The organism is Stappia sp., assembly GCF_048268045.1.
GTDB lineage: Bacteria > Pseudomonadota > Alphaproteobacteria > Rhizobiales > Stappiaceae > Stappia.
This window is the reverse complement of the sequence record NZ_JBLWWG010000004.1, coordinates 323,806-338,402: the sequence shown is the minus strand read 5'-3', so window position 1 is coordinate 338,402 and position 14,597 is coordinate 323,806. Positions and strand designations below refer to the sequence as shown.

Annotated in this window: 12 protein-coding genes; 8 read left to right on the top strand and 4 right to left on the bottom strand. The window is 67.3% G+C overall.

The features are described 5' to 3' along the window. Positions 1-4 precede the first annotated feature (4 nt). The 6 genes from ACN0WF_RS08945 to ACN0WF_RS08920 all read left to right on the top strand — a co-directional run bounded on the left by ACN0WF_RS08945 (position 5) and on the right by ACN0WF_RS08920 (position 7,010). Positions 5-547, top strand: coding sequence for a tyrosine phosphatase family protein (locus tag ACN0WF_RS08945; protein WP_417772456.1), 543 nt, complete (start codon positions 5-7; stop codon positions 545-547). Then, a complete protein-coding gene (locus tag ACN0WF_RS08940) occupies positions 544-1,509 on the top strand; it encodes an NUDIX hydrolase (protein ID WP_417772455.1) in 966 nt (321 codons plus the stop codon). The genes ACN0WF_RS08945 and ACN0WF_RS08940 overlap by 4 nt, the downstream gene beginning before the upstream one ends. A gap of 134 nt (positions 1,510-1,643) precedes the next feature. Continuing rightward, a complete protein-coding gene (locus ACN0WF_RS08935) occupies positions 1,644-2,366 on the top strand; it encodes a DUF1868 domain-containing protein (protein ID WP_417772454.1) in 723 nt (240 codons plus the stop codon). A 218-nt stretch (positions 2,367-2,584) separates the two neighbouring features. Further along, the gene (locus ACN0WF_RS08930) at positions 2,585-3,259 is read left to right on the top strand and encodes an RluA family pseudouridine synthase (protein ID WP_417772453.1); all 675 of its coding nucleotides are present in this window, start codon (positions 2,585-2,587) and stop codon (positions 3,257-3,259) included. 274 nt (positions 3,260-3,533) lie between these two features. Then, entirely contained in the window at positions 3,534-4,784 is a 1,251-nt protein-coding gene (locus ACN0WF_RS08925) for a cell wall hydrolase (RefSeq protein ID WP_417772452.1), read from the top strand. A 351-nt stretch (positions 4,785-5,135) separates the two neighbouring features. After that, complete coding sequence (locus ACN0WF_RS08920; protein WP_417772451.1) at positions 5,136-7,010, top strand: GGDEF domain-containing protein; 1,875 nt, start codon at positions 5,136-5,138, stop codon at positions 7,008-7,010. A gap of 12 nt (positions 7,011-7,022) precedes the next feature. On the opposite strand, the gene nadC is transcribed toward ACN0WF_RS08920, so the two are convergent. From nadC to nadA, 3 genes are all read right to left on the bottom strand, one after another. Continuing rightward, positions 7,023-7,904 (bottom strand): carboxylating nicotinate-nucleotide diphosphorylase, encoded by an 882-nt coding sequence (gene nadC, locus ACN0WF_RS08915; RefSeq protein WP_417772450.1) that lies wholly within the window; start codon positions 7,902-7,904, stop codon positions 7,023-7,025. Further along, positions 7,901-9,520: an L-aspartate oxidase gene (locus ACN0WF_RS08910; RefSeq protein ID WP_417772449.1), complete on the bottom strand. Its 1,620-nt coding sequence runs from the start codon at positions 9,518-9,520 to the stop codon at positions 7,901-7,903. The genes nadC and ACN0WF_RS08910 overlap by 4 nt, the downstream gene beginning before the upstream one ends. Before the next feature lie 245 nt (positions 9,521-9,765). Beyond that, positions 9,766-10,860, bottom strand: coding sequence for a quinolinate synthase NadA (nadA, locus tag ACN0WF_RS08905; RefSeq protein ID WP_417772448.1), 1,095 nt, complete (start codon positions 10,858-10,860; stop codon positions 9,766-9,768). A 452-nt stretch (positions 10,861-11,312) separates the two neighbouring features. Between nadA and ACN0WF_RS08900 the strand changes: the two genes are divergently transcribed. Further along, complete coding sequence (locus ACN0WF_RS08900) at positions 11,313-13,784, top strand: mechanosensitive ion channel family protein (protein WP_417772447.1); 2,472 nt, start codon at positions 11,313-11,315, stop codon at positions 13,782-13,784. Between the two features lie 83 nt (positions 13,785-13,867). On the opposite strand, the gene ACN0WF_RS08895 is transcribed toward ACN0WF_RS08900, so the two are convergent. Then, positions 13,868-14,275 (bottom strand): hypothetical protein, encoded by a 408-nt coding sequence (locus ACN0WF_RS08895; RefSeq protein WP_417772446.1) that lies wholly within the window; start codon positions 14,273-14,275, stop codon positions 13,868-13,870. Positions 14,276-14,371: 96 nt separating this feature from the next. Between ACN0WF_RS08895 and ACN0WF_RS08890 the strand changes: the two genes are divergently transcribed. After that, positions 14,372-14,584 carry a LysR family transcriptional regulator gene (locus ACN0WF_RS08890; RefSeq protein WP_417772445.1) on the top strand — a complete coding sequence of 71 codons (213 nt, stop codon included), beginning with the start codon at positions 14,372-14,374 and terminating at the stop codon, positions 14,582-14,584. The last annotated feature ends 13 nt before the right edge of the window (positions 14,585-14,597 follow it).

Below are 14,597 nucleotides of genomic sequence, written 5' to 3'. Positions count from 1 at the left end.
CGCGATGATCACGGTCTGCTCGCTGGCACGGCTTGCCGAAACGGTCGAACGCACGGGCGCCCGGCGCCTGGTGACGCTGATCACGGCTGGAACCGATGTGCCGCGCCCGCATTCCATCGCGGCCGACGATCACCTCTTCCTCGCCTTCAACGACATCACCGTGCCGGCAGAGGGCCTGACGCCGCCCGGTGTCGAGCACGTCGAGCGGTTGCTCGATTTCGTCACCTCCTGGGACCGGACCCAGCCCATGGTGATCCATTGCTTCGCCGGCATCAGCCGGTCGACGGCCGCCGCCTTCATCGCCTGCTGCGCGCTGTCGCCGGAGGCGAGCGAACGCCGGCTTGCAGCGCGCCTGCGCGAGGCCTCCCCCTCCGCCACGCCCAACGCCCGGCTCGTCGCGCTCGCCGACGACCGGCTCGGGCGCGGCGGCCGCATGGTCCAGGCGATCCGCGCCATCGGGCGGGGAGCCGATGCCTTCGAGGGAGCGCCCTTCAGCCTTGACGTTCCGCTGGGCCTTGCCCGCCCCGCGCCGGGGACGTCGCGATGATCGAGATCGGCCTCAACGCCGTCATCGTGTCCGTCGCCGATCCGCAGCCGCAGGTGCTGACCATTCCCGTGCCCGACGAGGGCGAGGCGCCCGCTCTGCCCTTCGGCCCCTTCGACCCGATGCGGCATCGCACCTTCGAGATTGGTCTGCGCGAGTGGGTGGAGGAACAGACGGCGCTGAAGCTCGGCTACGTGGAGCAACTCTACACATTCGGCGACCGCGGTCGGCACCACATCCATCCGGACGCCGGACCGCATGTGGTTTCCGTCGGCTATCTCGCCCTTGCCCGCCAGACCGCGCGGTCCGACGAGGCGATGGCGCTGCAGGCGGCGCGCTGGCGCTCGTGGTACACATTCTTCCCCTGGGAAGACTGGCGCTCGGGGATGCCCGCCATCGTCCAGCAGGAGATCCTGCCGGCGCTCGAGCGCTGGATGGTCTCGCCGGTTCCCGACGACGCGCCGCCGCGCTCCAACACCCGCGAGGACCGGGTGCACCAGGCCTTCGACGTCAAGGACGGCATCTGGAACGAGGAGCGTGCGCTCGACCGCTACGAGCTGCTCTACGAGGCGGGGCTGCTTGAGGAGTCACGCCGCGACGGCCGCCCGGCGGCGCTCGAGCACACCGACATGCCAATGCTCGGCAAGCCGATGCTCTACGACCACCGGCGCATCCTGGCGACCGCGATCTCGCGCCTTCGCACCAAGCTCAAGTACCGGCCGGTGGTCTTCGAGCTGATGGCGCACAGCTTCACTCTCACCGAGTTACAGCGCTGCGTGGAGGCGATCTCCGGCCGCCACCTGCACAAGCAGAACTTCCGTCGGCTGGTCGAGAACACCGAACTCGTGGAACCGACCGGCGAGACCTCGACCCGCACCGGAGGCCGCCCGGCGGCCCTCTTCCGCTTCCGTCACGAAGTGCTGAAGGAGCGCCCCGCGCTCGGACTGCGCGTCGGCGGCCGCTGACCCCTTTTTGCGCGAGCGCCGGGAGGCAGGACCCATGGACTTCGGCAATCGCCCCTTCGGCCTCGCGGATCCGCAAGGCGCCGCCAGCCTGCCCCGGCGCGCCCTGAAAATCCCTCCCGCACATGGATGACGGAATGTCCCTCGACGACCTGCTGCCGCACCTGCGTCCCTATTCGCGCACGCTCGACACCAGCCCCCTGCATCATCTCGGCCGGCGTTACGACGCGACCGGCGCCTTCCTGCCGGAGCCCGGAAACACCATCGTCTGTCACCTGCTGAAAGGCTCGGCGAGCGAGCGGGCGGTGGTCGCGGCACGGCAAAGCCTGATGGACCTGCCTGAGGCGCGCGAAAACCTCGCCTTCACGCCGGTCCCCAGCCTGCACATGACGCTGTTCCAGGGGATCATCGAGTACCGCCGGACGGTTCCCTTCTGGCCGCAGGACATGCCGCTCGACACGCCGATCGAGGACATGACCGCTCACTACCTGCGCAAGCTCGAGAGCTTCGTCGCCCCCGGCCCCTTCACGATGACGGTGACGGACGCGACGCCCGAGGGGCTGACCATCGACGGCGCGACGGCGGCCGACCGGGCCTGTCTGAAGGAGTGGCGCGACCGGCTGGCCAGCGCCTTCGGCTACCGCCATCCCGACCATGACAGCTACCGCTACCACATCACCTTCGCCTATGTGCTCCGCCGCTTTTCCGACGAGGCGATCCTGGCCTGGGACGAGGCGCTTCCCGACATCGTCGCCCGCCTGCGCGACGAGGCGCCGACCCTCGAGCTTGCCCCTCCCGCCTATTGCAGCTTCGAGGACATGACGCACTTCGAGGAACTGCGGGTGCTCGCTCCCGCGTGAGGCGGCGGGATCACGGCGCCCGGGGAAAACCGTCCCGACGACGCCGGGAGCACCGGCTTTTCCGGCTCCCGAGCCGGACCTCTCACGCGTGTCCGGCAAGCAGTCAGCCTTGCATGCAAAGGTCAAAAATACAATTAAAAGTAGAAAATTTGTGACGCCACTACCGCGCGACCTTTCCCGCGCTTGGCAAGGCCGGCGCGGGCAGGCTATCAGGGCGCATGCTCGCAACTCCGCCCGCCCCGCGCGTCTACGCGCCGCCGACCGCGCCCTTTCTCGCCGTGGTCCATGCCGACGACGACATTCTCGTCCTCGACAAGCCTTGCGGGCTTCTCACGGTGCCGGGCAAGAGCGCCGAGCTTGCCGACTGCGTGGCCTCCCGCGCGGCGGCGCGCCATCCGGGTGCGCGCATCGTTCACCGTCTCGACATGGACACCTCCGGCCTGCTCGTGCTGGCGATGAACCCGGCCGCGCACCGCCATCTCGGCCTGCAGTTCGAGCGCCGGCATGTGAACAAGACCTACGTGGCGCGCGTCGCCGGCCATCTGCGGGCCGATGCAGGCACCATCGACCTGCCGCTGTCGTGCGACTGGCCCAACCGGCCGCGCCAGATGGTCGACCATGAGGGCGGCCGTGGCGCCGTCACCCACTACCAGGTGATGGAGCGGGCCGCCGACGGCACGACACGGGTGCAGCTCTCGCCCGTCACCGGCCGCTCGCACCAGCTTCGCGTGCACATGCTGGCGCTTGGTCACCCGATCCTCGGCGACCCGCTCTATGCCACAGGCACGGCTCTAACGGCGGCCGACCGGCTCCAGCTCCATGCGGCCACGCTCGAGATCCGCCATCCCGTCGGCGGCGCCAGGCTTCGCTTCGACGCGCCTGCCCCCTTCTGACGAAAAGCCCCCTCGAATTTTTTTCTCCCCTCCCCGCCGGCTTGGGCGCAGGGCGGTGCTGCGCGCGAAAATCCCTGTCCGGCAAGACGCTTGCCACGGCGATCGCATTAACCAAGATCGCCCCCTTGAGACGGCGCGAGCCCACCGGTTCCGCGGGTCTTGTCCGTCATTAACTCTCTTTCAAGGTTAAACGACGACGATCATGGTTATCGCGCCGGACGGCTGAACGCCCGGGTCGCATCGAGTTTTCGCGTAAGGACCGGAGTTGCCGCGTATGCATGGCACGGCTCGCATATATGTACCCAGCCGTCCCGGGACGCCCGGCGTTCGACGCCGCGCACCGTCCCGCATCCGGCGGCTCGCCCTCCTCGCGGCGGCGGCCCCGCTCGTCTATTTCGCCTGGACGAACGCCGTTGCCCAGCAGGACATTTCCGCGCTGATCGAGGCAAGCCGCGGCCAGGCGCCGCGCTGGATGTCGGCCATCGAGGCCTCCCCCCACATCTCGAGCCTGACACCCAGCGTCGTTCTCGCCGATGCCTCGAAGCAGTCTTCCGCCGACACACCCGACTACGCGGTCACCAACGCAGCACCTGGCACCGACCCGGCCGTGGTGCGCGGGCTCGAGGTCTTCGTCAAGGAAAGCGCACCCAAGTCCGCGCCCGACAAGACGCCGATCAACCGCGCCCGCAAGGGCGACCGCTTCGTGTCGATGGCACCCGACCGGCAGATGGTCGATGCCGCCTCCGGCACCGTCTACTACATGGGCAGCATGCTCGCCGCCGGCAGTCCGGCCGAGCTTCCCCGTGTCGCCTTCGTCCGCTCCGCCATCCCGGCCGCGTCCTCGCTCATCGCCTCGTCTGCCAAGGGCGGAAGCGGCGCAACCGGCAACCCGCTGGACCTCGCCCGTCTCGCCATGGCGCGCAATGTGGCGGCAACCAGCGTTTCCTACGCTTCAGCCTACGCGCCGAACGGCATCGACAACATCCGCGCCCCCTTCGAGGCACTGCTGAGCGGCAATGTCGGCATCGGGGCAAACGAGGAAGCCGCACTCGAGGCCAACAGCGAGAGCGATCCCTACTGGTGGGCGAAGCGGCCGCTGCCGGCCAGCGTCGTCACCTCCAAGGAACAGCGCTGCCTGGCCGAGGCCGTCTATTTCGAGGCCCGCGGCGAACCGGTGGACGGCCAGGTCGCCGTTGCCCAGGTGGTCCTGAACCGGGTGCGCAATCCGGCCTATCCGCCCACCATCTGCAAGGTCGTCTACCAGAACCGGCATCTGCGGAATCGCTGCCAGTTTTCCTTTGCCTGCGATGGCATCCGCGATCAGATCAACGAAAAAGAACGCTGGGACGTGGCGCAGAAGGTCGCGCGGGAGACCGTGTCGGGCCAGCGCTATCTGGAGAAGGTCGGCGCATCGACCCACTATCACGCCACCTACGTGAAGCCGCGCTGGGCCCGTCACATGAAGCGGCTTCAGAAAATCGGCCAGCACATCTTCTACCGGACTTACGGCGGCGGCTGGAGCTAGACAGCTGCCGCACCGTCCCCAGTAAGCCCCCGGTTTCCTGAAAATGTGACTCCCCCTACGTCTTTTTGCTGAGACTGAAACACTCCTTTCATAGATTGCAGCTATTGAAGGCGCGCCCGGGCAGGAGACACTTGCGCCTGACCCGGTGCACCGCGGCCACCGGCCCCCGCTCCTGATCGGCGGGGCAGAGATTTTGAAGCCGCGTGCTCTGCGTCGTTGCGGACGGGGGGACCGCCTGCGCGACATCGATTTTAACGACCCCGACTATGGACGCGCGGATCGCGCGCGCCCGAGCCGCATTTTTCGCGCACGCCCGACAAGGCGTGCGAAAGACTGTGGGCGATAGATGCCATGACTTTGTCTGCCAACCGGCGGATCTCGCACGTGCCTGGCCGTTTTCTGGCTCAGGTCGAGGCCGCTCTCGATTGCGCATTCGAACCCGTCGTCGATATTCATTCCGGCGACATTTACGGCTTCGAGACAACATACACGGACCTGGAAAAGCTCGGAGTTTCCAGCATAAGCGACCTCTTCGACCACGCGGAGACGATGAAATGCGTCGCCGACGTCGAGTTGCTGGTGCAGCGCAAGACGATCCAGGCGTTTTCCAGGTTGCCGAGCGCCGTGCGCACGCGGCTCTTCGTCAAGCTCGACCCGCGCGGCCTCTTGGCCAAGGGCGCGACGCTCGACGCAATGCAGGAGACCGCCACGGCACAGGGCCTGGCTGCCTGGAACATCTGCATCGACATTCCGGACCTGGAGCGTCAGGGGGCGGACGAGGCGCTCACCCTCTTTTCCCAGGCCGCGCGCGAACGAGGGTTCACGCTGGCGCTCGACGATTTCGGGCGCGGCTACGCGCGGCTTCGCATCCTCTACCAGCTCGAGCCGGGCATCCTGAAAATCGACCGCTTCTTCATCACCGCGCTGCAGAGCGACGCCCGCAAGCGGCTGATCGTGTCGAGCCTCGTCGATTTCGCCCATGTGCTCGGCATCCGTGTCATCGCCACCGGTGTGGAGACGATCGCCGAACTGCAGGCCTGCCGCAGCGTCGGCTGCGACCTGGTCCATGGCTCGCTGATCTCGCGCCCGCTGGAGGATCCCGCGATGGTGCGGCCGAACTACCCGTTGCCGCAGTCCGTCGACCGCAGGCTCGAGGGCAAGCGCAAGGCCGACCGCGATTTCCTCGACCAGGAAATGGAGCATCTGGCGCCGATCCACGCGCATGAGAACGTCGCGCGCGCACTCGAGGTGTTCAGGGCCAATCCGACCCAATCGGTCCTGCCGGTGCTGGACGGCAACGAAGAGCCGGTCGGCATCATTCGCGAGCGGGATCTCAAGAGCTTTCTCTACATGTCCTACGGGCGCGACCTGCTGCTCAATCCGACCATCGACAACCACCTCAAGGGCTTCGTGCGCTCCTGTCCCGTCGCCGACATGCAGGCGCCGCTCGAGCGGCTCGTCGACGCGGGCGGCACCGAGCTCGGCGACGGCATCCTGATGACGGAGGGAGGCACCTACGCCGGATGGCTGTCGACCACCGCGCTGCTGAAGATCTCCAACGAGGCGCGCCTGCAGATCGCCCAGGACCAGAACCCGCTGACCAAGCTGCCGGGCAACTCGGCGATCTCGGATCACGTCACCCGCACCAGCGCCAGCCCGGAGACCGACCGCGCCTATTGCTACATCGATTTCGACAACTTCAAGCCGTTCAACGACACCTACGGCTTCCGCATCGGTGACCGGGCAATCATCCTCTTCTCCGACCTGCTGAAGCGGCGCCTGGGCGGGATGCGCCAGTTCATCGGCCATGTCGGCGGCGACGACTTCTTCGTCGGCATCGACGGCTGGGAGCCGAAACGGGTGACCCGGCTGATGGCGGACATGCGCGAGGAGTTCGCCCGTCAGGTGGAAAGCCTCTACAGCGCCGACCACCGCAAGCGCGGCTTCATCGTCGCCGAGGACCGTCGCGGCCGCTCGCAGATCTACCCGCTGCTGACCACCTCGATGGCCGTTCTGCATCTGCCCAAGGGCATTTCCATCGGCAATCTCGATCTGCTCAGCAACCACATCGCGCGACTGAAGCACCGCTCCAAGGCGGAGGCGAGCGGCCTTGCGGTGTCAAGCTTCGGCGCAGACGAGACGGCCGAGGAAGAGCGTGCCGTGGTGGCGCGATTGCCGACCCCGAACACACGCGCAAAGGGCGCTTCGGACGAGGCAATCGCCTGAGCCTGATCAGGCTCAGGCGATGACGATGTCGAGCCCCAGGTCCAGCACCGGGGCGGAATGGGTTATCCAGCCGACCGAGATCAGGTCGACGCCGGTCTCCGCGATGGCGGCCACCGTGTCGAGATTGACCCCGCCGGAGGCCTCAAGCGTCACCCGGCCGCCGGTGATCGCCACCGCCTCGCGCAGCATCGCCGGTGCCATGTTGTCGAGCATCACCACGTCGGGGGCCGCCTCCAGCGCCTCGCGCAGCTGGTCGAGCGTGTCGACCTCCACCTCAACCCGCACCAGATGACCGGCAAAGCGCCGCGCCGCCGCGATCGCACTTGCGACGCCACCGGCGACGGCGATGTGATTGTCCTTGATCAGCACCGCGTCATCGAGGCCGAACCGGTGGTTGGCGCCGCCGCCGCAGCGCACGGCGTATTTCTCGAAGGCGCGCAGCCCCGGCGTCGTCTTGCGGGTGCACACGATCCGGGCGCTGGTGTGGGCCACCTTGTCGGCGAACAGGCCGGTCGCCGTGGCGATGCCGGAGAGGTGGCCGAGATAGTTGAGCGCGACGCGCTCGGCCGAGAGCAGGCCGCGCGCCGGCCCGGCGATGTGCATCACCACGTCGCCGGGGGACAGCCGGTCGCCATCGGCCTTGACCGCCTCGACGCGGATCGCCGGATCACTCAGACGGAAGGCACAGGCGGCCAGGTCAAGACCGGCGAGCCGGCCAGGGGTGCGCGCCGCGATCACGGCTGTGGCCGACACCTTGGGCCCGAGCGTCGCCTGCGCGGTGATGTCGCCGGCCCGTCCCCAGTCCTCCAGCAAGGCCGCGCGAACCGCGTCCTCCACCATCAGCCCCGGCAGCACCGGCAGATGCGCGCTTGCGTCCCTGGCGTTTGTGCTCATGCGAGCCCCCTCTCGGCGACGGCCTTGCGGCCGGCCTCGCTTGCCACCGCCTCGGCGACGATGGCGTCGACCTGGCGCATGGTCAGGAAGGTGCGATGCGCCTGGGCCGGATCGGCGTCGGGGAAATCGCTGCGGCTGTGACCGCCGCGGCTTTCCGTGCGCAGCAGTGCCCCGGCGGCGACGAGCTTGCCGGCGGTGATCATGTTGAGGATCGAGCGGCGGCGGCAGTTCCCCTCCAGCGCGTCGAGTACGGCGAGCGTTCCCGCCAGCCCGTCGGCGTCGCGCAGCACGCCGACGCCGGCGGCCATCTGCGCGCGCAGCACGGTGATCGCCTCGCGCTCCACCTCGTTGCGCCGCGTCGGCTCCTGGATGGTGTCGTCGATGCCGGGCCAGTGCGCCGTGCGCGGGTTCGGCATCTGGTTCTGGATGTCCTCGGCGACGCGCGCGGCGAAGACCACCGTCTCGAGCAGCGAGTTGGAGGCCAGCCGGTTGGCGCCATGGGCGCCCGTCGAGGCGACCTCGCCGGCGGCCCACAGGTTGTCGAGCGAGGTGCGCCCGTTGGCGTCGGTGAGCACGCCGCCCATGTGGTAGTGCTCGGCCGGGGCAACCGGGATCGGCTGTGTCACCGGGTCGATGCCGGCACGCAGGCACGCGGCATGAACGGTCGGGAACTTCTCCGCGAAGGCCGTGCCCAGCGCCTCGCGGCAGTCGAGGAAGGCCCCGCGCCCGGCGCGGATCTGCGAGAAGACGGCACGTGCCACCACGTCGCGCGGTGCCAGCTCCTTCAGCGGATCGATGTCGAGCATGAAGCGCTTGCCGTCACGGTCGATCAGCGTCGCGCCCTCGCCGCGCAGTGCCTCGGAGGCAAGCGGCGCCGGATCGATGCCGACGTCGAGCGCGGTCGGATGGAACTGGACGAACTCCGGGTCGGCGATCACCGCTCCGGCGCGCGCGGCCATGGCGATACCCTGGCCGTTCGCCTCGCCCGGATTGGTGGTCACCGCATAGAGGTGGCCGATACCGCCGGAGGCGAGCACCACTGCGTGGGCGGGAAAGGCAAGCCGCTCGCGGTCGCCGCGCCGCCGGGCGAGGACGCCGGTGACGAGCTTGCCCTCGCTCAGCAGCTCTTCGCCGATATAGCCCTCGACGACGCGGATCGACGACGTCTTGCGCACGGCGGCGACGAGCGCATCCATGATCGCGCGCCCGGCCATGTCGCCGCGCACGCGCACGATGCGGTTGACCGAATGCGCCGCCTCGCGGGAGAGCTGCAGCCGGCCTTCCAGATCCATGTCGAAGGGAACGCCGTAGCCGAGCAGGTCGCGGACCCGGTCGCCGGCTTCCTGGGTCATCAGGCGGACGATGTTCTCGTCGCAGATGCCGCCGCCGACGGCGATCGTGTCGCGGGCGTGGGCTGCTGCACTGTCATCGTCGGAGACCGCGGCGGCGATGCCGCCCTGTGCCCAGGCCGAGGACGCGCCCTCGCCGATGGGCGAGGTGGACAGGATCGTCACCGGACGCGGCGCCAGCTTGAGCGCGCAGAAAAGGCCGGTCAGGCCGCCCCCCAGGATGACGACGTCGTCGATGTGAGTCGTCGCGGAAAGGTTGGAAGTCATGTGGTTGGGTCCGAGAAGGCCGCAAGTGGCGGCAAGGAGGGAGCGTCGGTCGGGTGACCCTGGGTGTGCCGGGAGCCGGCATCGCCTTGCCTGTCGGGACCGGCGGGGGATTGCGCGTCAGACTCGGTCTTTCGCGCCATATCATCAAGAGCCGATTTCAGGAATGTCCTCGCGCCATCGGTCCGGCGGACCGGCCTTGCGAGGAAAAACGGGGCGCGGCCATCGACCGCGCCCCGTTGGCAGGCTCAGCTCTTGAGGTTGATCATGCGTTCCACGGACTGGCGCGCGCGGGCGGCGATGACCGGGTCGACAATCACCTCGTCCTTCATCTCCACGAGCGCGTCGAGGATCTTGGAAAGCGTGATGCGCTTCATGTGCGGGCACAGGTTGCAGGGCCGCACATAGTCGACGCCGGGCGTCGCGGAGGCGATGTTGTCGGCCATCGAGCACTCGGTGACGAGCATGACCTTGGCCGGACGGTGCTCCTTCACCCAGTCGATCATGCCCGTGGTCGAGCCGGTGAAGTCGGCCTCGTCCACCACTTCCGGCGGGCACTCCGGGTGGGCGACGATCTTGACGCCCGGCTCGATTGCCCGGTACTCGCGCAGCTCCTCGGCGGTGAAGCGCTCGTGAACCTCGCAGGCGCCCGCCCAGGTGAGGATCTCCACATCCGTCTGGCGCGCGACATTGGCGGCCAGATACTGGTCGGGGATGAGCAGCACGCGCGGCGCGTTGAGGCTCTCCACCACCTGCACGGCATTGGCCGAGGTGCAGCAGATGTCGCATTCCGCCTTCACGTCGGCGGAGGTATTGACATAGGTGACGATCGGCACGCCCGGATATTTCTCGCGCAGGCCCCGCACGTCGGCGGCGGTGATCGACTCGGCCAGCGAGCAGCCGGCATTCATGTCCGGGATCAGCACCGTCTTGTCCGGATTGAGGATCTTCGCGGTCTCGGCCATGAAGTGCACACCGCACTGGACGATCACATCGGCCTCGGACTTCGCCGCCTCCTTGGCCAGCGCCAGGCTGTCGCCGACGATGTCGGAGACGCCGTGGAAGATCTCCGGCGTCATGTAGTTGTGCGCCAGAATGACAGCGTTGCGCTGCTTCTTGAGCTTGTTGATCGCGTGGATCACCGGCGCCAGCAGCGGCCATTCGATCTCCGGGATCAAGTGCTTGACCTTCTCGTAGACCTCGGCCGTCTCTGCCTTCACCTCCTCCGTGAAGGCCAGGACCGGACGCTCGACCGGCGGAAACGCGCGGGTCGCGGAACGGACCGGCGCGGCAGCGCCGCTGTCGTTGGCAAGTGCGCCCGTGGCAAGTGCGATGGTCGACATGGCGACCTCCCTGACTGAGTGCGGGCCGGCCCTTTCAGGCCGTCCTCCTGCATCGGGCCTGTGCGGCTCGAATCTTTATACTCAATTTGAGCATAAATGCTGGTTTAAAAAACGCGGCCCTAGCCGACGCTTATGCTCTTCGTGCTCATATATAGGCAGGCGCATGCCGCTTGCCAATGCCTTTTGTAGGACATGAACAAATGTCAGGCGCACCGGCGCGCGCGGCCTCCGCGGTCGCCGTGACAACGCCCGATGCGGGACGGCCGGCTGGACGAAACGGAAATGGCTGAATAACTTGAAAATCAAGCACCACGGCCAACTCGCGACCATGACAGGCACAGGCCCCGATGGACCATCCGCTTCTTCGTAATGTCCTTTTCCGGCGGCTTCGGTCGCGAGCCTTTCAATCGACACAGCCCTCTTCCCCGCGCCCCCTCTGCGCAAGCCGCATTTTGTCCGCACCTGCCGCACGCGCCCTGGTTCTTGCGCTGCTCGCCGGCTGGCTCGCCTGTTCTCCCGCTCTGGCCACCTCGGCGCAGGACTGGAACGGCATCTGGGATTCCCGCTGGCTGGGCGGCGGCGCGCGCGTCTACCTGAAGCAGGAGGAGGACAAGGTCGTCGGCCGCTATCCGGCCTACACGGGCATGCTCGAGGGCCGCGTCGAGGGCAAGCGACTGATCGGCACCTGGTCCGCGCCCAAGGGGTCTGGAACCTTCGAGTTCATCCTCGCCGAGGACGGACGCAGCTTCATCGGCCGCTTCGGCAAGAACCAGTGGTGGACGGGATCGCGCATCCTGCCCGACGACGAACGCAACCTGAAACCGCTGCAATCGACGCCGGCGGAAACCCTGCGCACCTTTCTCGTCGCCGCGGATGCGGTGGAAAGCGGCCGGCTGGAATATCAGGACGACCTGATCGCACTGATGGTCTTCCCGGAAAACGACCAGGCCAACCACGTCCGCGAACTCGGGCCGCTGGCGCTGCTGATGAACCAGTTCACGGTCGATCCGGATGTTTTCGAGACCCGTCCGCCGTCGGGCGAGCGCGCGCAACTGGTCCTCACCCGCTACGACGGGCGCACCCTGCCGCTGGAGTTCCGGCGCATCAATGACGACTGGTTCATGGTCCCGCCCTCGCCCGAGGCGGTGAAGACGATGCTCAAGCAGATCGTGTCGGAGGCGGACAGCGGGCTCGCGCCGCGCGTCGGCCTGCTTGCCATGGACACGCCGCGTGCCACCATGGAGGCATTTCTCGACGCGATGCGCGCCGGCCCGGCAATGCAGGACACGGCCCTGGCCGCGCTCGACCTTTCGGAAATGCCGCCCGTGGTGCGCGACCGCGAGGCCGTTCTGGCGGCCGAATATCTCAACGAAGTGCTTGCCCGCATCGGCGAGGTGATCTTCCAGGAGATCCCCAACGACCCGGGAGCGCGTGAACCCTTCGTCTATTTCATGCATGCCGCCGGCGACATCGTGCTGGCGCCGACCGAGACCGCGGACGGCCTGAAATGGAAGTTCACCCCGGAGACGCTGCGGTCCATCCGCTCGCTCTACGCGGCGACGGAAAACCTGCCTCCGGCGGTGCGCATCCTGCCCTATGACGCCCACTCGAAAGCGACCTATTTTCGCATCCGCGCGCTGGTCGCCGCAGTCGCGCCGACCGGCCTGCGCTCGGCCGGCCCTCTGGAGGTCTGGCAGTGGATCGCGCTGGCGACCGTCTTTGCCTGCGCCGCGCTCGCCAGCATCATCGGCGGCTTCCTGCTGCTGTCGCTGCGCCGCCTGCTGTGGCAAGACGCCGGAGCCGAGAAGCCCGCGCCCTATGCGGTGTGGGGCATCCGCCTGCTGGTGTTCGGTGCAATAAGCTACGCCGGGTTCGCGATCCTCGGCCTGCCATCCGAATTCGCCAGCGTGGTCAAGACGCTCGCTGTCCTGACCATTATTGTCGGAACGATCCCCATCGAGTTCTGGGTCATCGATCACGGCCACAGGGCCTTCGACCGCGCCGGGCTGATCAGCGCGCGCGGCGAAATCCTGGCCTCGCTGCTCGTCGGCGTGATCAAGGTGCTGATCATCTGCGCCAACATCCTGCTGTTCGCCGAGGCGCTGCGCATTCCCTATGGCGCGGCGCTCGCCGGCCTTGGCATGGGCGGCATCGCGATCGCGCTCGCCGCCCGCTCGACGCTGGAGAACGTCATCTCCGGCTTCATCCTCTTCGCCGACCGTCCGGTCGATGTCGGCGAGTTTGGCCGCTTCGACGGACGGATCGGAACGGTGGAGCGCATCGGCCTGCGCGCGACCACCATCCGGACAATCGAGCGCACGCTGATCTCGATCCCCAACGCCGAATTCGTCGGCCTGCACCTCGAGAACTTCACCAGGCGCGACAGCATTCTCATGCGCCGCACGTTCGCGCTGCGCCCGGAGACGGAGCCGGACCAGTTGCGCTTCGTCCTCACCGAGGTTCGCAGGCTGCTCGTCGGTCACCCCAGGGTCACAGCCGATCCGGCGCGCGTGCGCTTCACCGGCGTGGAGCACAACCGCATCGAGGTGGAGATCTTCGCCTACATTCGCTCGACGGACTGGTCCGAGTTCCTGGCCATTCAGGAGGACCTGTTCCTGCGGATGATGACCATCGTCGCAAATTCCGGGACGGATTTCGCCTATCCGGCGCAAACCCTCTACTTCGGCCGCGACCGGGGGATCGACAAGGAAAAGGGCACGCGCGCCGCCGAGGAGGTCGACGGCTGGCGTCGCGGCGGGCACCTGCCCTTTCCCAATCTCACCGCCGAGGAAATCGCCGAGATCGAGAACGCCCTGCCCTACCCGCCCGAAGGTGCCGCTCAGGAAAGCGAGCATCCGGCCCACGCCGCCGAAGCGCCCCCCGCCGCACCCCGGCGAAGCCTCTTCTGGCCGTTCGGCGGCTAGGATGTGGACCGATGTGCGTCCCGTTGGATATGCGACCTGACTGGAGTGCGAACTGACTGGCAAGCCCTCCACGAGACCGCCGGTCAGACGTCCACGATGTTCGTGACTGTCTCCCGGAAGAAATCCAGCAAGCCGTCGGTTTCGTGCGAGACGATGAACGTCAGGCTGGTGACGTCACGCTGCCTCTCGCCATAGAAGAACCGTTGATTGAACAGGGTCAGATGCCAGCCGTCGCCCAAGGCGTAGCTGTCGATCCCAAGCGCCTCGGTGCCTTTCGGAAACACCTCCCGACCGAGCCGCCCGATCACGGCCATCAGGGCCTCGCGGGACTTGGCTTTCTGCCAGCTTGTATCGAGTGCGTCGCGGAAGTGGTCGATGCGGAAATCGATATCGTCCGACATCAGCTCGAAGAGCGACGGGTCGCCGGCGACGAACTTGGCGAGTATCTGCCCAATGGCTGTCGCCTCCGGCCGTGCGGGGGTCATCTGCATGATCATAAATCCCTTTTGCTGTGACAAAGCCTATATGCAGCCGCGCCTATGGTTATGAAATTGCTATTCTAACTATCCTTGATATAGTCATTTGCTATGATCGACCTCAACACGCTGCGCTACTTCACCAGCGCATTCGAGACCGGCACGTTCAGCCAGGCGGCGCGCGCAAACGGCGTCAGCCAGCCGACGGTGTCAGTGGCGATCCAGAAACTGGAAGAAAAGCTGCGCGCGCCCCTGTTTCTGCGATCGAAAACGGGGCTGACCCCCACGCCGCTGGCGCGCAGGCTCTATCAGGACGCCGAATAGAGCGTCACTCATC

Bases quoted from the DNA above. Each gene is read 5' to 3' on its own strand.
- ACN0WF_RS08945 (WP_417772456.1), top strand. From the start codon at position 5: ATGATCACGGTCTGCTCGCTGGCACGGCTTGCCGAAACGGTCGAACGC.
- ACN0WF_RS08940 (WP_417772455.1), top strand. From the start codon at position 544: ATGATCGAGATCGGCCTCAACGCCGTCATCGTGTCCGTCGCCGATCCG.
- ACN0WF_RS08935 (WP_417772454.1), top strand. From the start codon at position 1,644: ATGTCCCTCGACGACCTGCTGCCGCACCTGCGTCCCTATTCGCGCACG.
- ACN0WF_RS08930 (WP_417772453.1), top strand. From the start codon at position 2,585: ATGCTCGCAACTCCGCCCGCCCCGCGCGTCTACGCGCCGCCGACCGCG.
- ACN0WF_RS08925 (WP_417772452.1), top strand. From the start codon at position 3,534: ATGCATGGCACGGCTCGCATATATGTACCCAGCCGTCCCGGGACGCCC.
- ACN0WF_RS08920 (WP_417772451.1), top strand. From the start codon at position 5,136: ATGACTTTGTCTGCCAACCGGCGGATCTCGCACGTGCCTGGCCGTTTT.
- nadC (WP_417772450.1), bottom strand. From the start codon at position 7,904: ATGAGCACAAACGCCAGGGACGCAAGCGCGCATCTGCCGGTGCTGCCG.
- ACN0WF_RS08910 (WP_417772449.1), bottom strand. From the start codon at position 9,520: ATGACTTCCAACCTTTCCGCGACGACTCACATCGACGACGTCGTCATC.
- nadA (WP_417772448.1), bottom strand. From the start codon at position 10,860: ATGTCGACCATCGCACTTGCCACGGGCGCACTTGCCAACGACAGCGGC.
- ACN0WF_RS08895 (WP_417772446.1), bottom strand. From the start codon at position 14,275: ATGCAGATGACCCCCGCACGGCCGGAGGCGACAGCCATTGGGCAGATA.
- ACN0WF_RS08890 (WP_417772445.1), top strand. From the start codon at position 14,372: ATGATCGACCTCAACACGCTGCGCTACTTCACCAGCGCATTCGAGACC.